Annotated in this window: 24 protein-coding genes; 16 read left to right on the top strand and 8 right to left on the bottom strand. The window is 67.2% G+C overall.

The window, feature by feature from the left end; all coding sequences use genetic code 11:
* Positions 1 to 40 precede the first annotated feature (40 nt).
* The 3 genes from JJ685_RS24560 to JJ685_RS24550 all read left to right on the top strand — a co-directional run bounded on the left by JJ685_RS24560 (position 41) and on the right by JJ685_RS24550 (position 2,622).
* Positions 41 to 406, top strand: a complete 366-nt coding sequence (locus JJ685_RS24560; protein ID WP_201677011.1) for a hypothetical protein — start codon at positions 41 to 43, stop codon at positions 404 to 406.
* Between the two features lie 253 nt (positions 407 to 659).
* Positions 660 to 2,306, top strand: coding sequence for a tyrosine-type recombinase/integrase (locus tag JJ685_RS24555; protein WP_201677010.1), 1,647 nt, complete (start codon positions 660 to 662; stop codon positions 2,304 to 2,306).
* 61 nt (positions 2,307 to 2,367) lie between these two features.
* Positions 2,368 to 2,622 carry a MerR family transcriptional regulator gene (locus tag JJ685_RS24550; protein ID WP_201677009.1) on the top strand — a complete coding sequence of 85 codons (255 nt, stop codon included), beginning with the start codon at positions 2,368 to 2,370 and terminating at the stop codon, positions 2,620 to 2,622.
* Between the two features lie 179 nt (positions 2,623 to 2,801).
* Here JJ685_RS24550 and JJ685_RS24545 read toward each other — a convergent pair whose 3' ends face one another.
* The 8 genes from JJ685_RS24545 to JJ685_RS24510 form a co-directional block, all read right to left on the bottom strand.
* Positions 2,802 to 3,209: a hypothetical protein gene (locus tag JJ685_RS24545; RefSeq protein ID WP_201677008.1), complete on the bottom strand. Its 408-nt coding sequence runs from the start codon at positions 3,207 to 3,209 to the stop codon at positions 2,802 to 2,804.
* A 77-nt stretch (positions 3,210 to 3,286) separates the two neighbouring features.
* A complete protein-coding gene (locus JJ685_RS24540) occupies positions 3,287 to 3,505 on the bottom strand; it encodes a hypothetical protein (protein WP_201677007.1) in 219 nt (72 codons plus the stop codon).
* 179 nt (positions 3,506 to 3,684) lie between these two features.
* Positions 3,685 to 4,218: a hypothetical protein gene (locus JJ685_RS24535; protein ID WP_201677006.1), complete on the bottom strand. Its 534-nt coding sequence runs from the start codon at positions 4,216 to 4,218 to the stop codon at positions 3,685 to 3,687.
* A 306-nt stretch (positions 4,219 to 4,524) separates the two neighbouring features.
* Positions 4,525 to 4,752, bottom strand: coding sequence for a hypothetical protein (locus JJ685_RS24530; RefSeq protein ID WP_201677005.1), 228 nt, complete (start codon positions 4,750 to 4,752; stop codon positions 4,525 to 4,527).
* Positions 4,753 to 4,763: 11 nt separating this feature from the next.
* Positions 4,764 to 5,606, bottom strand: a complete 843-nt coding sequence (bet, locus tag JJ685_RS30330) for a phage recombination protein Bet (protein WP_201677004.1) — start codon at positions 5,604 to 5,606, stop codon at positions 4,764 to 4,766.
* Positions 5,603 to 6,526 carry a PD-(D/E)XK nuclease-like domain-containing protein gene (locus JJ685_RS24520; protein ID WP_201677003.1) on the bottom strand — a complete coding sequence of 308 codons (924 nt, stop codon included), beginning with the start codon at positions 6,524 to 6,526 and terminating at the stop codon, positions 5,603 to 5,605. Before JJ685_RS24520 ends, bet begins: the two co-directional genes overlap by 4 nt.
* Positions 6,526 to 6,696, bottom strand: a complete 171-nt coding sequence (locus tag JJ685_RS24515) for a hypothetical protein (RefSeq protein ID WP_201677002.1) — start codon at positions 6,694 to 6,696, stop codon at positions 6,526 to 6,528. The genes JJ685_RS24520 and JJ685_RS24515 overlap by 1 nt, the downstream gene beginning before the upstream one ends.
* Positions 6,693 to 7,061 (bottom strand): hypothetical protein, encoded by a 369-nt coding sequence (locus tag JJ685_RS24510; RefSeq protein ID WP_201677001.1) that lies wholly within the window; start codon positions 7,059 to 7,061, stop codon positions 6,693 to 6,695. Before JJ685_RS24510 ends, JJ685_RS24515 begins: the two co-directional genes overlap by 4 nt.
* A 275-nt stretch (positions 7,062 to 7,336) precedes the next feature.
* Here JJ685_RS24510 and JJ685_RS24505 point away from each other — a divergent pair, with 275 nt between their 5' ends.
* The 13 genes from JJ685_RS24505 (at position 7,337) to JJ685_RS24445 (ending at position 15,370) form a co-directional block, all read left to right on the top strand.
* Positions 7,337 to 7,630, top strand: a complete 294-nt coding sequence (locus tag JJ685_RS24505) for a hypothetical protein (protein ID WP_201677000.1) — start codon at positions 7,337 to 7,339, stop codon at positions 7,628 to 7,630.
* A gap of 9 nt (positions 7,631 to 7,639) precedes the next feature.
* Complete coding sequence (locus JJ685_RS24500; RefSeq protein WP_201676999.1) at positions 7,640 to 8,101, top strand: hypothetical protein; 462 nt, start codon at positions 7,640 to 7,642, stop codon at positions 8,099 to 8,101.
* Positions 8,098 to 9,015 carry a hypothetical protein gene (locus JJ685_RS24495; protein ID WP_201676998.1) on the top strand — a complete coding sequence of 306 codons (918 nt, stop codon included), beginning with the start codon at positions 8,098 to 8,100 and terminating at the stop codon, positions 9,013 to 9,015. The genes JJ685_RS24500 and JJ685_RS24495 overlap by 4 nt, the downstream gene beginning before the upstream one ends.
* Positions 9,016 to 9,492: 477 nt before the next feature.
* The gene (locus tag JJ685_RS24490) at positions 9,493 to 9,864 is read left to right on the top strand and encodes a hypothetical protein (RefSeq protein WP_201676997.1); all 372 of its coding nucleotides are present in this window, start codon (positions 9,493 to 9,495) and stop codon (positions 9,862 to 9,864) included.
* A gap of 14 nt (positions 9,865 to 9,878) precedes the next feature.
* Positions 9,879 to 10,088, top strand: a complete 210-nt coding sequence (locus JJ685_RS24485) for a hypothetical protein (RefSeq protein WP_201676996.1) — start codon at positions 9,879 to 9,881, stop codon at positions 10,086 to 10,088.
* Between the two features lie 13 nt (positions 10,089 to 10,101).
* On the top strand, positions 10,102 to 10,758 hold the full coding sequence (locus tag JJ685_RS24480) for a hypothetical protein (protein ID WP_201676995.1): 657 nt from the start codon (positions 10,102 to 10,104) through the stop codon (positions 10,756 to 10,758).
* Positions 10,758 to 11,618, top strand: a complete 861-nt coding sequence (locus JJ685_RS24475; protein WP_201676994.1) for a hypothetical protein — start codon at positions 10,758 to 10,760, stop codon at positions 11,616 to 11,618. Before JJ685_RS24480 ends, JJ685_RS24475 begins: the two co-directional genes overlap by 1 nt.
* A gap of 2 nt (positions 11,619 to 11,620) precedes the next feature.
* Positions 11,621 to 11,887, top strand: a complete 267-nt coding sequence (locus JJ685_RS24470; RefSeq protein WP_201676993.1) for a hypothetical protein — start codon at positions 11,621 to 11,623, stop codon at positions 11,885 to 11,887.
* Positions 11,884 to 12,297, top strand: coding sequence for a hypothetical protein (locus JJ685_RS24465; protein ID WP_201676992.1), 414 nt, complete (start codon positions 11,884 to 11,886; stop codon positions 12,295 to 12,297). Before JJ685_RS24470 ends, JJ685_RS24465 begins: the two co-directional genes overlap by 4 nt.
* A complete protein-coding gene (locus JJ685_RS24460) occupies positions 12,294 to 13,061 on the top strand; it encodes a hypothetical protein (protein WP_201676991.1) in 768 nt (255 codons plus the stop codon). Before JJ685_RS24465 ends, JJ685_RS24460 begins: the two co-directional genes overlap by 4 nt.
* A 4-nt stretch (positions 13,062 to 13,065) precedes the next feature.
* Positions 13,066 to 13,422: a hypothetical protein gene (locus JJ685_RS24455; protein WP_201676990.1), complete on the top strand. Its 357-nt coding sequence runs from the start codon at positions 13,066 to 13,068 to the stop codon at positions 13,420 to 13,422.
* A 129-nt stretch (positions 13,423 to 13,551) separates the two neighbouring features.
* The gene (locus JJ685_RS24450) at positions 13,552 to 14,028 is read left to right on the top strand and encodes a hypothetical protein (protein ID WP_201676989.1); all 477 of its coding nucleotides are present in this window, start codon (positions 13,552 to 13,554) and stop codon (positions 14,026 to 14,028) included.
* A complete protein-coding gene (locus JJ685_RS24445) occupies positions 14,018 to 15,370 on the top strand; it encodes a hypothetical protein (RefSeq protein WP_201676988.1) in 1,353 nt (450 codons plus the stop codon). The genes JJ685_RS24450 and JJ685_RS24445 overlap by 11 nt, the downstream gene beginning before the upstream one ends.
* Position 15,371: the final 1 nt, after the last annotated feature.

Below are 15,371 nucleotides of genomic sequence, written 5' to 3'. Positions count from 1 at the left end.
GCCTCGCCGGTCCCGAGCCATCTCAAAGGAGCGATTCCACATGTTCTCGCCCAAGATCCTGACCGCCGCGCTCGCCGCGGCGACCCTCAGCCTCGCCTTCGCGCAAGGCACGCCTCCGCGGCCCGCCACCGACCCCGCCGTCGGCGCGGGGCAGCGCAGCACGCAGAACACCCCGATGGGATCGACCGGCACGCCGGGCGGCGGCGGTGCGGCGACGCAGGGCAGCATGGGCGCCGGCGCCGCGGCCGGTGGCACGGGCGCGTCCGCCACGATGAATTCCGGCGCCACGGCCGGTGCGGCGCCCGCCGGTGGCGAGACGACGATGGCGGCCAGCACGTCCTCTTCCACCAAGGCCGCCAAGGGCAAGAAGAAGTCGAAGAAGGTCGTGAAGGGGGACCGCAACTGAAGCCGATGAAAAAAGGGCCGCGTTTGCGCCCCTTCTTCGGTCAAAAGGACTGGCCTGATGCCACCCCCTAAGTAGCGCTAACCCATTGTCCCGATTGGGAAAAATGGCAAAAACCGACAAGCCCGCTTGCCCATAGCAAGCGGGCTTTTCTGCATTCAAGTCCCCCCTTTTTGTGCACCAGGATGTGCATCAGACTGAAGTCCTTCAGTAACTCAGCCGCGCGCGAAGCGGCGCAACAAAAGGACTCCCAGCCATGCCGAAGATCGTCGAACAGATGACCGAAGACACCTTCCTCGCCGCGCTGCGCTCCGACGAGCCGCAGTACATCCACGACGGCAAGGGGCTGTACCTGATTACCGCTGGCGACCGCACGGGCCGCTGGGCCCAGGCGTACATGCGCCCCGGCAAGACCACCACCACAAAGGCCACGGTGGGCGAGTGCCGCCTGGGCGGCAACGGTCGCCTGGCGGCGGCCAGCGTCACCCCGGAGAAGGCGCGCGAGCTGGGCGCCGCGCTGGTGCTGCGCACGAAGAACGACAAGAGCTTCGATCCCAACGCCGCCGCCGCCGCGAAGCGCACCGAAACGAAGGAGAAGGCCGCGCAGGCGAAGGCCGAGGGCGCCGCCGCCGAGAAGCGCGCCGCGCTGCGCGAGAAGGAACCCAACGCGAAGCTCTGGACGTTGGACTTGTGCGTGCCGCAGTCCTTCCATGCCTGCACGCTGGGCTACATCGACGCCAACCCGATGGGCATCGGCCAGCGCCACCTCGCGCGCATCGCCGAGGCGCTCGTGAAGCACTGCATTCCGCTGTTCGGCGACAAGCACGTGAACGACGTCAACGAGTGCGACATCCAGACCGTCGAGGACGCAATGGTCGCCGCCGGTATCGCCCATACCACGTGGAAGGTGAAGGGCTACTGCCGCAAGGTGTTCGCGTGGGCCGCGAAGAGCCCGCGCAAGTGGCGCACGAACGCCTGCCCGGTGAAGGCCGACGATGGTTCGCTGAAGGCGAAGACGCCCCGCCGCCAGCACCGCGCCGCGCTCACCGAAGACTCCAAGCTCGCCGTGCTGGTGCGCGCCCTGTGGGCCCCGTTGCCCAAGTCCAGCGGTGTCAAGCAGTACTCGGTGGTGCCGAGCAACGCACTGAAGTTCACGCTGCTGACCGCGCAGCGCTACGACAACGTGCGCTTCGCCCGCTTCGATGAGATGAGCGACCTCGACGGCGCCTTCCCGAAGTGGACGATCCCCGCCGTCGATCCGCACGGCAAGGGCAAGGGCATGAAGGGTCACGAGCAGAAGAAGCGCGACGGGCTGATCCCCGACCACGTGGTGTACCTGTCGCGCCAGACCGTGGAGCTCGTGCGCGAGCTGCGCGCCGCCACCACCGGGGACTACCTGTTCCCCGGCGAGCGCGCGGGCAACATCGTCATGGGCGAGTACCAGATGAACCAGCGCCTGGTGCAGCTCGGCTTCGGCAAGCACACGCACGAAGAGGCCGCGCATCTCGCCACGCTGTCGAAGGAGAAGCGCAAGGCGCAGGCCGACCTGAACATCAACCCGCTGCACCACACGCCTCACGGCTCCCGCGCCTGCTTCCGCACGATGGCGAAGCGCATGGGCGTTCCGCCGCTCGTGCTGGAAACCGTGATCGGCCACGACGACGCGCGCGAGATGCTGGGCGGTACCGCCCGGCTGGTGGCGATGCTGGAGCGCGCGAACACGGGCGGCATGGGCGCCTCCTACGACCGTGACCGCATCAACGCGCTCGTGCAGGCCGCCGCTTCCTTCGACCTGCCCAAGGAATCCCTCGCCGCGATGCAGGCCTGGGCGAACTACCTCGACGACCTACGCGACTCGCGCGAGCTCACCGACCAAGTCGAGCCCCTGGCGCTCGCCGCCTGATTGTTCCAACCTGGGACGCGCAAGCGTTCCGCTTCCAAACCAATCCAGTGGACTCATGACCATGACAACCACGACCTACACCGTGAAGACCCGCGACCTCGGTGGATCCACCTCGCGCAACTACAAGACCCGCAAGGCCGCTATCGCGCGCTTTGAGGAGATGCTGGGCTACTCCATGGCCGCTGCCATCGAAGAAGCCTTCTACACGCTGCCTGCCGACCAGCAGCCCACGCCCGACACCGTCAAGCGCGTGCAGGGCGTGAGCCACCACGGCACTGCCGTCATCTTCGTGGCGAACGAACACCCGGATGTCTGAGTCATGGCTCTGACAGACGACCAGTTCGTGCGGCTGGAGGAACTGCGGGCGCAGGGCGAGTACGCGCGCTGCGCGCCGCGCTGTCCGCGTGGCTCACCTCGCCTACTGGACCCCTCAGAAGTGACGCGCCACGCACACGAAGAAACGGCCCCGATGGGGCCGCTTCTCTTCGCCGTGCTTCATCTGTCGGGATCGTGGTCGGGATCCTCCTGCGGCGGCGGCTTGACGTTGTCGCACGCGGGGCCAGGCACGAAAAACTCGGTCCCTCCCTCCAGCGTGCGGCGCATCCCGAGGGGCCGCGAGGCGAACGCTTGCGCCAACTCCATCCCCATCCCCATCCCCATCTTGCTCTTGCTGGTGAGGCGCATCAGTTGCATGTGCAGCTCGCTCGTGTGCTCCTCGTGCCCTCGGCGCCGCAGATCCGCGATCCAATCGGCGAGAACCGATTCCGCCTTCCAGCGAAGCTTGCGCCCGCTGCGCGGCAGATCGCTCTCGCGCAGCCAATCAAAGCCCTTGCCGTTGTTGTGGTACGTCTTCGGTTTGAACTTGCAGGTCAGCCGCCCGATCTCCACCAGCGTCATCTCCATGCCCACGGGTACCTCCCGCCACGTGCGCGGCATGGAGGCGTCGTCGTCGTTCCTCCTAACTGCTCGCTTCACCATCACTAGCCCCGCCTGTCGAAATCGCGCTGCGCCACGTGACGCTGCGCGGCGCCGAGCCAATCCTGCAGCAGCACATCGAACGAGCTCGTGCCCTCGTGCGCGCGGTAGCACTGCCCGTGATCGATCACCATCACGAACACGCTGTCGGCGTCGACCACCTTCCTGATGTTCTGCAGCATGTCTTGCAAGGCACGCTGCTTGTCCGAATTGAAGTGCGACATGTTCATCTCCAGAAAGAGTTAGACCAGGATCTACACATTCCAGATTCACCAAGGCGTACCTCTCCTGCAGTGACAGTCAATTGCCACGTGCGCAGAAAAAGCAAAGCCAGCGAGGCACCTCAATGCGCCGCCAGCTTCCCTTGTGTCGCGACTTGTGGTCGCGACAAGCTAAGAGAGTCTCAGTGACCTAGTGGCACACCGTGGTCCCTCACTACTTGGTCAATGGCCTTCGTAATGGAGTCCAGCGACGGTGCTGCCTGCTTCCATGTGGCGCCGCTCGCGCGCAACTTCGCGCGCACGACGCAGGGCGTTCGTCCTGGCAGGGTCACTGTGCGATTGGAATGAGGCGCGTAGTCGCGCCGCTCTTCGGGAGCGATGAAAACGGTGTTGAGGATGTCGGCGGCGGCGCGCTGGATGTCGTCGGGGATCTGCTTCATGACCGCGTCCTCGCGCACGACGGCGAGCTCGGCGCGCTGCTTCGCCAGCAGCGCCCGCGCGATCACATGCATCATCGTGCGCAGCCTCTGCTCGGTGGCACGCGCACGCGCTTGGCTGCCCGCGCGATCTCGTAAGCCGCCGTACCCACGGTTGTCGTCAGCGGGCACCATCAACATCCTGGCGCGCGTGATGTACTGACCATCAGCGGCCACTGCCTTGCTCTTCTTGCTCTGCTTCGGGTTGCGTCCCGTCGTGACTCGCTCGCTGGTTGCCATGGCCATCCTCTCTACGTGCTGACGTAGCTAGTCAATAGCGGGTGCGCACGGACTATGGCGCCCAGCCGGAAGGCATTCTTGTGACAGCGGCGCAACGTGACAAACGGATTTTCTGAGAGTCCATCAGTACGACCCGGAAATAACTGAACCGTGGCAGGCGCTGTGTTCGTGCGCCTCACAACTATTCGGTAACACAGTGGTAACCACCGCTGCCCAGCGGGATAACGCGGGACAACTCAGCCTCGTCCATTCCGGTGAGGCTTAGGGAAATGCGACCACGCAGAGCTTGACAAACGTGAAGCGCTTCTACGTGACTGGCAGCTCGGCCTGGCGGGCCTCTTCGTGCGCGTCTTCGACCTTGATGCCCGCAACCGTGCATTCGATCAGTTCATCCTGCGTGGGCAGGCGCGCGCTCGCCATGTGCGCGGTGGCATGCCGCTCGGCGATGTGCGGGAAGGTGGCGCGCACCAAGCGCGGCTGGGCCTGCCCCGTGATCTCCACGAGGTACACGCGGGTCTTGACCTTGTCGTTCACGAGAGTCCCCTTCACACGTTGTCCCAGGCAGCGGAGAAGTTCGCCGCCAACTCGCTCAGATCGTCCTCGCTCAGGATGCTGCGCGCCCGGTCGAGGATCTCGGTGGCGGCGTCGCGATCCGGCGCTGCCAGGATTGCAGCCGTGAGGCTCTCCACCGTGCCGCCAGGCCCGTCGTCGTCGCCGGCCTGGGACGCATCCTCGACGTCGGTGATCGGCGCGGCGAAGTGTTCGCGCGCGGCAGCCAGCACGCTCTTCAAGTGCGAGCGCTGCGTCGAGGCCACCGGCGCCTGCGCCACCAGGCCACCGTCGCGAATGACTTCGGCCTCGTCGCGGTCATAGATGCCCGCGAAGCCGAAGGCCAGGCGCGCGCACTGCATCAGGCTCTTGTGCCGCAGCATCCTGCGCGGGCTCTTGGTCCACGGCTCGGTGTTTCGCTTGCACTCGGTCATGTACTCGGTCACCACCGTGGAATGGCTGCGGTCCTTGCGCCACATGATGCAGGTCATGGCCTGCTGCGCCTCGTCCCACGCGAACTCCATGCCGTCGAACTGCGCGTGCTCGTTGACGATCCTCGACCAACCGTCGACCGACACGTAGGGGATGATGCCGCCCCTCTTGTCGTCGAAGGCGAAGAGCTCTTTCGTGAACGGGTTCAGGTTGTACTGCTCGCGCACGATCAGCAGCGCCATCATCTGTTCGTTGGTGACCTGCGGCTTGTCGGGCCCGGTGCGAAAGCAGGTCATGCGCAGCGTGTGCAGCAGTTTCTCGGGGTCCACCGCGAAGGCGGCAGCGGTGCGTTCCACGAGCGTGAGCGGGCGCGCGGGCGCCGTTGGCAAGGTGGCGATCTCGGTCATACGGGTTGTCCCATCAGGTAGCGTTTCATGTACCAGGCAGGCAGCGCGAGGTCGCGCGTGTCCTGGGGATAGCCGGGCCACGAGTCGGCCTTCAGGCATTGCGCGTACAGCTCGCGCGTGGCGCGGTTCAAGTCGGCGCCGACCTGCATGGCGGTGTCGTCCAGCGTGTAGGTGGCCGCCGCATACGGGTACTCGCGCTCGACGACGCAGAACAAGAACGACAGCACCGGCACGTTCAGCGCGCGCTCGACGCCTTCGCTGTACCAGGCCGCCTGCGTGTGGTAGCTGTAGCGCGCCGTGCTGGCGGCGAACTCCTCGGGGCTCGCGTCGTCGGTGGTCTTCAAGTCCGCGAGGATCGCGAAGCCCTTGTCGTGTATGAGCGCCAGGCGCTCCGGCGCGATGGGATGCGCCTCGTCCGCGATCACCGGGATGCCTGGTGGGTAGACCTTCACCGCGTCGGGGCGCGCCTTCACCAGCACGCCGGTGGCCGGGCACTTCCACCACAGGGACACCTCGCGCGCTGCGCCTTCGATCACCGAGGCGAAGTCTGGCAGCGCAAGCGCCGATGCCGCCATCGCGAATGCGGTGTCCCTCTGCTGCTGCGTGATCGGCTCCACCTTGCGCTCGACGCATTCGTCGGCGAACGCCTTCCACGCATTCGTGTTCTTGTTGATCTCGGGCCCGACCACGTAGCGCGTGTCGAACTCGTGCGGCTCCAGCGTCGCCGCGTGCGCCATGATCCCGCTGGCCTGCTGCGGGGCGGGCGCTTTCACCAACTCCGGCGCGCGCGGCAGCGTGAGCGCCTTGTAGTGCCACGGGCTGCGGCGCAGCCGCTTGCCGTCCGAGTGCGCGAAGCCGGGAGCGGCCCGGTAGGTGTCCGACTCCATGCCGTACACCACGCGCGAGACTTCGATGTCCATCACTGCACCTCCTCGCAGCACTCGCAGCCCCACTGCTGCGCCATCGCCTGGGCGACACCCTCGTAGGTGCGCGCGCACAGCATCCAGCGGTCCTCGGAGGACCATGCGTCGTGCCCGAGCTCGCGAAAGGCCGCGCGCACGCGGCCCGAGGCTTCGCAGGCGACCATCACTCGCACGCTCCCACCGGCGTGTTCGCGAAGTCGCCCGCCTCGTCCATCGCGGCGGCGAAGTGCGCAGCGTAGGTGTTCGCCAGATGCTCCACGACACCTTGGGCACGAGCGTCGCCACGCGCGGCGGCGCCGTGCGCCACGCGAAGCAGTTCGGCCAGCGTGTGGTGGTCGCCTTCCTGTGCGAGCACGAGCTCCGACACCACGCGCGCCAGCGCCAGCTCGGGCCCCTCGTGCGGGCAGGCCAGCGTCTCAGCGGGCGAGTCCGCGAGCACGCGCAGGAACTCCGCGTGCAATCCGATGAAGGCTTCCCAGTACAGCGCGTCGTGCTGCTGCGCCTTCGTGAGCGGCGCGGTGTCGTTGTGCATGGCGCGCGATTGCAGCACCGCTGGCGCAGGGAAAGTGCATTGAGGTCCAGAGCCTGGGGACAAAAAGCAAAGGCACTGGTCCCGAGCAAATTCACTGGCGGAAAAAGTTGGGACGTCAGTGGGTCATGTCCCGCGAACTACCGCGCGATGTCCCGCATCGTCCCGCTCTCCAATGAGATGCGAAGTCCCGTTGCGAGCGCGAACACGTTGCCCATTGCATCGCCATTTTTTTCGGCGCAAGGTTCTGCGCTTGAAAAAAAAGTAGGGGCTCGGAGATGTTGAAACGCAATGCGGTGTACGTGCTGGGGAACAGCCCCACGAAGGCGGCGCAGGCCATGGGCTGCAGCAGGCAGAACGTGGCGGCCTGGCAGACCGACAAGTTCGGCCACCTCACGAGTCGGCGCGTCGTCGACGGCGTGCTCGCCGCGCTCGTGCGCAAGGAGTGGGCTCTGGCGCACGGGCAGGAGGTGGAGTTCGTGAAGGTCGACGACCAGACCATGGCCGACCTCATGACCGTGCCCGCGCCGCGCGACGAGGTCGCCGAGGAAGACGAGCAGCAGGCCGCGTAGGGGCAGCACATGGACGCGCTCGACGCGACGCTGCTCGATGCCGTGATGCTCAAGATGTCGCTGCTGTATGGCAAGCGGTTCCTTGGCAGCTACGTGCACGCCAACGAGCAGATCCGCGCCCACTTCGGCACCGAGCTCGCGGGATTGTCCGAGGCGAGCGTGCGCTACATGCTGGAGCACCTCCCCGGCGACAGCGTGCCCAACGTGCGCCAGTTGCGGGCCCTCGCCAACCAGAGGCCCGTCGTGATCGAGCTGGCGCAGCTCGCGTGGTCGCCGCGGAAGGTGCACTCGCACGAAAAGCGCGAAGCACTCGCGGCCCTGCGCATCCTGCAGCAGGAATTCATCGACGGCGCGCGCCGCAGCGACGGCATCGCCTGGGCCCTGCGCATCCACTCCAACACGGAAGGCAAGTCCCGCCGCGCACGCGAGCTCGCCGAGGAAGTTCTGAGGGCCCATGGACACCTGTCGTGAACCACCACGTGACCCTCAACCTGGACACGCTGGAGCGCATGCGCGGCGCCGACCGTGAGCTCGCAATGACCATCGCCCTCACCGTGCACACAATGCGCCTGCTGCGCATGCTGCCGCTCGACTTCGACCAGTGCTGCGGCATCGCAGGCGCCTACAGCCGCGCAGACCGCGAGCTCTGCCAGAGCGTGCTCGACAAGCACTTCGTGGTGACCGAGCTGGGTCGCAGGCCGGGCCTGCAGCTCTTGCGTATGCCGCGCAATGCAGAGCTCGCACCAGCAGAGCTGCGTAACCCCAACGTAACCCCACCCGTAACCCCAACTGTCACCCCAGCAGGTGTTACGGGCGACGTTACGGTGACGGCGCGCATGCAACGCTACCGTGGCCGCATCGACGAGCTCCGCGATCAGGCCGAGCGCATGGGCATCGCCACTCGCAAGCACACTTCACTGCGCGAGCTGCAGCGTGCCATCGACGAGCATCGCGGCGTAACCCCAACCGTAACCCCAACGTCACCCCACGGGGTTACGCCCTCGCGCGCGCACGCGGAATACCTAAATACAAATACAGCTCTCACAGAGAGAGAGCGTCCGGCGAGCGTCACCCCGCAGCCCGGCGGGTCGCGCTACGGCGCCGTCGCGTTGCGGCTGAAGGGCGCCGGACTGCCGAGCCTGAACCCATCGCATCCCGGCTTCATGCGCTTGGTCGACGCTGGTGCCGAGCAGGAGCTGGTCGACGTTGTGGCAGAGCTGCGTGGACAGCCGCGCTGCACGTTCGCCTACGTGCTGTCGACGGTCGAAGGGCGGCGCCGGGACGCGGCTGCTGCTGGCCCTGTCGCCACTGCTGCGGCTGCGCCGGACCCCTTGCAGGGGCTGCTCAGTCCTGCGCTGCTCGCGAAGGTGCGAGGCACGCAATGACCCGTAGGACGACGCTTTGTCTTCAAGCCTGGCGCGGCCTGGCTCTGCATCGCACGAGCCGATGCACATGCCGGTGCACATCCCACCCTCCTGCTCGCGTCGCGACCTGGGAGCCGCAACGACCCCATGCAGGGGCGCGAGCTGTACCCCTACCCCAACGTCGGCTGCATCGTGATCGTGCAGCCATGGGCCTGCTGCGGGCCTGCGTGCGTGCCTGGCGCGGGATGGCCGCCTGGCCTGGCTGCGGGCCGTGCCGGGCGCCGTGCCGAGGGGCAGGGGCGGGTCGATCCGGCGGCGGGGGGTGCCGGGGAAAAGGTAGGCCCCACCCGTCCCCGCACCCGAAAGTTGTTTCGTCACGAGGAGGCATTCGATGAGTGCCTGGTGGCTGCTGGTGGCGTACATCGCGGGCGTCCTGACGGGCCCGCTGGTGTTCCTCGTGGCGATGGTGGTGCTGGGGCTGATGCGTCCGGCGTTGTGGTGGTCGCGGTGATCGCGGTGCGCATTCCCTTGCGCACGGTGTCGGCGCCCAACGTGCGGGAGCACCACATGGCGCGAGCCAGGCGGGTGAAGCGCGAGAGGTTCGCGGTGGGGATGGTGCTGAACACCGTGAAGGAGGTGCCGTCGGTGCCGTGCGTGGTGCTGCTGCAGCGGGTGGGCCCTTACGGCAGGAAGTTGGACGACGACAACCTGCGCGGGGCGATGAAGGCGGCGAGGGACGAGGTGGCGCGGTGGCTGGGGTGCGATGACGGGGATGAGCGCATCAGGTGGGTGTACGCGCAGGAGAGGAGCAGGAACTGGGGGGTGGTGGTGATGTGCGAGAGCGACGACGCAGACGAGGTTCTGCAATGAAAGGAGAGCGAGACATGAGCGATGCGGTTTATGCGAAGTGCTTCCAGCACGTGCAGCGGCTCGATGCGCGCCAGCGCTATGCCGAGCGCGAGTGCGGCGGCTACGACAGGCTCACGTGGGTGGCCGGGTACACCGCTGCCATCGACGATGCCAGCGAGGAGATCGCGCAACTGCGCGCGGGCGCCGGGCCCAGGCCCGGCGACCTCGTGCACGAGGGGAACTGAGATGGGGACCGACTTGATGAACTACGACAGGTTTCGCGTTGCTCTCGCGGACTGCGTGCGGGTGGACGACGTCAAGGACATCCGCGACAAGGCCAAGGCGCTGGAGCTGTACGCGCTGCAGAAGAACGACCGCAAGGCGCGGCGCGACATGGCCGAGATCAAGCTGCGCGCGATGGTAAGGATCGGCGAGATCACGCGCGAGCTGCCCAAGGTGCAGGGGCTGCGTCGTGGCACTTCTTCCGCGCACGCGGAAGAAGTCACGAAGAGGGAGGCATTGCACGCGGCTGGCATCAGCACGAGCTGCGCGAACGACTACGAGCGAATTGCTGCGGGAGGGATAGCGGTGGACAAGTACTTCGCGACGACACGGGCCAAGGGTGATGTGCCCACGCAGAAGGCGCTGGCCGAAGCGGTGGCGACCCACACGGGCCGCATGCCAATCACGGCCAAGACCAAGAAGCGCCTGGTGGGCAACCCGCTGCCGCCGAAGAAGGCCGCGAGGCTCAAGCGCGAGCTCGCCGAGGCGGCGAGGATGGACGCCTCGATGCTTTGCATGTACGCGCGGCTGCTGCTGCGTGCGATTGCTGCTGCCAACGGTCAGTTCAGCGACGAGGAAAGGCACCTGCTGGACGAGGTGAGCGAAGCCATTGAAGCGAGGAGGGCCGCGTGATGAAGCAGACCATCGAACGGGTGACGCCGCGCATCGCGCGCGAGTGGATGAAACTCAACGTGGGCAACCGTCCGTTGCGCGTTGGGCACGTGGAGATGTTCCACGCGATGTTTGGGCGCGGCGAGTTCGTGACCTCGATTCAGGGCATCGCGTTCGACGAGGACGGCAACCTGATGGACGGGCAGCACCGGCTCACGGCCATCAGCCTGCTGCCCGACGGATGGGAGGGCAGGATCGTCGTGTGGCGCGACGTCTCGCGGGACACGGTGTTCCCGGTGCTGGACACGGTGAGCTCGCCGCGCAGCATCGCGGATGTGCTTCGCATCGGGCGCGACCTGTCGGAGGTGGGCAGTTTCCTGGGCATGCTGCTGGCGAATGGCCGCACGGGCCGCACCCCGCAGTTCGTCGATCCCATCGTGGCGTGGCTGATGCCCGAGTTCAACGAGTTGATGGAGTTCTGCCCGACGCGCAAGCGCACGTGGAGTTCGGCGCCGGTGCGCGCGGCGGCGATCCTGGCGATGAAGACCAGCCGCGACCGCGACTACATCAAGCTGGTGTATCAGGCACTCGTGCGGCGCGACTTCTCGTCGATGTCGCCGGTGGTCAAGGCACTCGCCAACGCGGAGATCGACGGGCGCATCGGCTCCAAAAGCACGCCGGACCTGTTCGCCCGCTGCGTGAAGGTGTTCGATCCGCGCAATGCCAACCTGAAGAAGGTGCAGGTCGCCGACGCGGCGCCGGTGCTGGAGTGGGCGCGCAGCGTGGTCGAACGCGGCCTCGTGCCGCCGCCGCCCCCGCCTGCGAAGAAGGTGCGCGTGGCCGCGCGCGACGGCGCGCTGCGCGCCGTCGCAGGTGCCTAGTGATGGGCGAGCTCACCTACGAGGAGTTCTGCGCGCAGCCGATGAAGCCTGGCATGCACCTGACGCTGGAGAGCAAGGGCATCCTCACCGCGTTCAACGAGGAGCTGGGGATCTCGCGCGAGGTGGTGACCCCGCGCAACAAGTTCGGCGAGTGGGGCACGGGCGTGGTGAGCTTCTACCTGCGCGACGACCCGCGCGAGTTTCGCAACAGCGCCACGCTGTACGTGGCATGGATGCACCTCATCTGCGGTGTCCCCGAAGACCAGTGAAAGGCCAGACGATCATGTGCGACGACAAGAGCAACGAGCGCGACAAGGACTCTTCCCACGAAGAGGGTGGCCCGAGCGAGGCCGCGCAACTGGTGGCGATGCTGCAGGAGTCCGCGCTGCAGGAGCGCTTCGCGCGCTTCCAGACATACGTCGCCGCCGTGCTGCCGGTGTTCGGCCAGGTGGATCCGGCGCTGCTGTACCTGGCGTACCTGGCGGGCAGGAAGGACGGCCACCACGAGGCGAGCGACCACGCGGACATGACGGTGGAGTCGACCAACGTGCTGATGGCGCGCGCGATGGCTTGCGTCGCCAACGAGAGCGGGCTCACGGGGGAGGATCTGGAAAGGTCCAAGCAGGAGTTCCTGGCGCAGCGTCGCGCCGACCAACCCGCGAAGGAGAACGTGCAATGAACGATTCCAGCAACGACCGCACGGTGGTGGGCGCCATCCAGAGCGACATGCTCGCTCGCCACTACCGCGACACCTACGGGCCCACCCCGCAGGAGCAGCGCGAAGCCGAGCGGCGCGAGGTCGCCCGCGCTTTCGAGCACGGCGACCATCAGCCCGATGGCACGGTGCTGCCGCCGGGCGAGTACCCCTACCGCCTGCCCGAGGACGGCATGCCCGTGCCCGCGCCCGCCGAGGGGTGGACCGAGACCCGCAAGCCGCTGAAGCCCAACAACGTCTACGACGCGGCGGGCATGTGCGGCGGCATGGGCGTGGGCCTGACGGTGCAGCAGGGCATGGACAAGGTGCGCGAGGAGAACGCGCGCCTGCACGGCATCGAGCGCTGGCGCCTGTACCACTCCGAGCAGTGGCAGCAGCGCGAGATCCGAGGCGGCGAGCTGTGCGTCGACCTCGCCAAGAAGTCGCCCGGCATCGTGCAATCCGCCGTGCAGGCCATGACGGCGGCGCAGGCGCTGGAGCAGGCATCGCGCACGCGCTGCGAGCGCCAGGGGTTCCTCACCTCGGGCGCCGCCGCGAGCCTCGTGCGGGACGAGGAGATGGTGACCATCGCGGTGAGCCTGGTGATGGACCGTGCCGAAGCAGTGGAGCTGCGCGCGCGCCTGACCGAGCATCCCGACTGCCTCCAGAAGGTGCTCGACCAGATGCAGCGCGAAGCCTGCTACGAGCTGCGCGAGGTCTTCGGCGTGCTGGCCAAGCCGCTGGCCTGAAGCAATGAACCGCACCACCCCGGCGCTGCTGCGCACCCTGGCGCCCGAGCGCCAGGCGCCGCTGCATCGCCTGGGTGGCCTTCTGGCACGCTGGCACTGCTGGCGCAAGGTCTACTCGCCCGAGCGCGGCTACGCGCGCCCCGGCGGGCCCGCCAGCCCCGAGGACGAGCTGGAGGAACTCTTGATGGGAACCATCGAAGCGCACGTGGTCAAGATGCCGCTGGAGCTGCAGCGCGCCATCGCGCAGCTCGCGCGCGCAGAGTGCCTGGGGGTCGAGGGTGAGTTCGACACCGCGCAAAGTCTCTGCGCTCGAGCTCGTGCGCTGATCGAAGCCGCCTTGATCGGCGAGGGACTGCTGTAGTACAAACCGGCCCGTGGGGCTAGCCCTGCGCGAAACCTCCTCCTCGTTGGTCATCCTCCCTTCGCGCAGCGCGACCCCCCGCATCGCCATTCAAGCCCGCCTCGTGCGGGCTTTTTCTTTGGAGCACGCATGGCCGAAGCGCAAGGTCCGAGGACCGCAGCGCAGCGCCAGCGTGCCTATCGCGAGCGGCTGAAGAAGCAGCGCGGCGCCATCACGCTGCCCAAGGCGGCGCCCCCCGCCAACGACCCCGAGCTGCCCGAGGACGACGACGCCGTGGACGGCGAGGTGAGCCTGGCGGAGCTCAACGCGCGCATGCGCCGCATGGCCGCTCGTGCGCTGCACGAGGCGGGTGGCGTCGAGTACCTGAAGAAGGTCGCGGCGAAGAACGCCTCGACCTTCCTGCGCTTTTGCGGGCAGTTCGTCTCGCGCGACGACCTTGCCAACCCCGGCGGCTTCAACATCTTCGTGCAGAAGGTGGTGATCGAAAACGCGCAGCCGGTGCGCGGCGTCATCTCCTCGCCGGTGGCCGGGCACATCGACACCACGGTGCGCACGCTGCTGCCGCCGCTGGCCGAGGTGATCGACGAGGTGCGCGATGCCCCTTGATCTCGCCATCGACGGCGGCTTCACGCCACGGCACTACCAGATGCCCTACATGGCCGCGATGGACGCGGGCTGCAAGTTTGCCTGCTGGGTGATGCACCGTAGAGGCGGCAAGGACCGCACCGCGCTCGCGCAAGCCTGCAAGGACGCCTTCCAGCGGGTGGGCCTGTACTGGCACTGCCTGCCCACGCTGCGCCAAGGCCGCAAGGTGGTCTGGGACAACATCACGAGCGAGGGCAAGAACCTCATCGCGCAGACCTTCCCGCCGCAGCTCGTGCGCCGCAAGCACGAGGACGAGATGAAGCTGGAACTCGCCAACGGGTCCATCGTGCAGATCGTGGGCGCGGATCGTTTCGACGCGTTGGTGGGCGCCTCCCCCGTGCACGTGACGTTCTCCGAGTGGGCCTTGACCGACCCGCGCGCCTACGACTACGTGCGCCCGATCCTGCGCGAGAACAACGGCAGCGTCGCCTTCATTTACACCCCGCGTGGCTACAACCACGGCTACAAGACCCTGGAGGTGGCACGCCGCCTGCCAGGCGCCTTCGTGTCGGTCATGACCATCGCCGACACCGGCGTGCTCACCGAGGCGGACATCGCACTGGAACGCGCGATGGACATGCCCGACGAGCTCATTCGCCAGGAGTACTACTGCGACTTCAGCGTCGCCAACGTGGGCGCCATCGTGGGCCGCTACATGAGCGCGGCGCAGCAGCAGGGGCGCATCACGCCCGAGGCAACCTGGGAGCCAGGTGCCCGCGTGGTGCTCTCCGGCGACCTCGGCTACCGCGACGCCGCAGCGTTCTGGTGGTGGCAGCTCGGCGAGGGTGGCTTCAGCCTCATCAACTACGACGAGGACACCGGGCTGGATGCCACCGAGTGGATCGCGCGCATCAAGGCACACGGCATCGACATCGCGCACGTGTACCTGCCGCACGACGCGCGTGCCAAGACCATGGCGACCAGGCACACGGTGATCGAACAGTTCGCCCGCGCCTGGCCTTGCTCCATCGTGCCGCGCTCGGGCTTGCAGGACCGCATCAACGCCGCGCGCATCGTGATCCCGCACTGCCGCTTCAACGAGGTGGCGTGCTCGCGCGGCATCGACGCGCTGCGAAGCTGGAGCTTTCGCTACGACGAGGAGCGCAAGGTGTTTTCCGCCGAGCCCGACCACAACTGGGCTTCGCACGGCGGCGACGGCTTTTCCTACGGCGCCCAGATGGTGCGCGAGCTGATCCGAGAACAAGTGATCGCAACGGCAACCGAGTGGGACGGCACGCACTACCCCTTCACGCTGGAGGAGCTGCACGAGCGCTGCGGCTTCTCGCGTGATCGACGCATGTGAG

The organism is Ramlibacter monticola, assembly GCF_016722785.1.
Lineage (GTDB): Bacteria > Pseudomonadota > Gammaproteobacteria > Burkholderiales > Burkholderiaceae_C > Ramlibacter > Ramlibacter monticola.
Note: the sequence above shows the minus strand (reverse complement) of the source record. Positions and strands in the feature narration are given on the sequence as shown.

What these genes read in the sequence shown, in the direction of transcription:
- JJ685_RS24560 (WP_201677011.1), top strand. Translation starts at nt 41, where the DNA reads ATGTTCTCGCCCAAGATCCTGACCGCCGCGCTCGCCGCGGCGACCCTC.
- JJ685_RS24555 (WP_201677010.1), top strand. Translation starts at nt 660, where the DNA reads ATGCCGAAGATCGTCGAACAGATGACCGAAGACACCTTCCTCGCCGCG.
- JJ685_RS24550 (WP_201677009.1), top strand. Translation starts at nt 2,368, where the DNA reads ATGACAACCACGACCTACACCGTGAAGACCCGCGACCTCGGTGGATCC.
- JJ685_RS24545 (WP_201677008.1), bottom strand. Translation starts at nt 3,209, where the DNA reads ATGGAGATGACGCTGGTGGAGATCGGGCGGCTGACCTGCAAGTTCAAA.
- JJ685_RS24540 (WP_201677007.1), bottom strand. Translation starts at nt 3,505, where the DNA reads ATGTCGCACTTCAATTCGGACAAGCAGCGTGCCTTGCAAGACATGCTG.
- JJ685_RS24535 (WP_201677006.1), bottom strand. Translation starts at nt 4,218, where the DNA reads ATGGCAACCAGCGAGCGAGTCACGACGGGACGCAACCCGAAGCAGAGC.
- bet (WP_201677004.1), bottom strand. Translation starts at nt 5,606, where the DNA reads ATGACCGAGATCGCCACCTTGCCAACGGCGCCCGCGCGCCCGCTCACG.
- JJ685_RS24520 (WP_201677003.1), bottom strand. Translation starts at nt 6,526, where the DNA reads ATGGACATCGAAGTCTCGCGCGTGGTGTACGGCATGGAGTCGGACACC.
- JJ685_RS24510 (WP_201677001.1), bottom strand. Translation starts at nt 7,061, where the DNA reads ATGCACAACGACACCGCGCCGCTCACGAAGGCGCAGCAGCACGACGCG.
- JJ685_RS24505 (WP_201677000.1), top strand. Translation starts at nt 7,337, where the DNA reads ATGTTGAAACGCAATGCGGTGTACGTGCTGGGGAACAGCCCCACGAAG.
- JJ685_RS24500 (WP_201676999.1), top strand. Translation starts at nt 7,640, where the DNA reads ATGGACGCGCTCGACGCGACGCTGCTCGATGCCGTGATGCTCAAGATG.
- JJ685_RS24485 (WP_201676996.1), top strand. Translation starts at nt 9,879, where the DNA reads ATGAGCGATGCGGTTTATGCGAAGTGCTTCCAGCACGTGCAGCGGCTC.
- JJ685_RS24475 (WP_201676994.1), top strand. Translation starts at nt 10,758, where the DNA reads ATGAAGCAGACCATCGAACGGGTGACGCCGCGCATCGCGCGCGAGTGG.
- JJ685_RS24470 (WP_201676993.1), top strand. Translation starts at nt 11,621, where the DNA reads ATGGGCGAGCTCACCTACGAGGAGTTCTGCGCGCAGCCGATGAAGCCT.
- JJ685_RS24460 (WP_201676991.1), top strand. Translation starts at nt 12,294, where the DNA reads ATGAACGATTCCAGCAACGACCGCACGGTGGTGGGCGCCATCCAGAGC.
- JJ685_RS24455 (WP_201676990.1), top strand. Translation starts at nt 13,066, where the DNA reads ATGAACCGCACCACCCCGGCGCTGCTGCGCACCCTGGCGCCCGAGCGC.
- JJ685_RS24450 (WP_201676989.1), top strand. Translation starts at nt 13,552, where the DNA reads ATGGCCGAAGCGCAAGGTCCGAGGACCGCAGCGCAGCGCCAGCGTGCC.
- JJ685_RS24445 (WP_201676988.1), top strand. Translation starts at nt 14,018, where the DNA reads ATGCCCCTTGATCTCGCCATCGACGGCGGCTTCACGCCACGGCACTAC.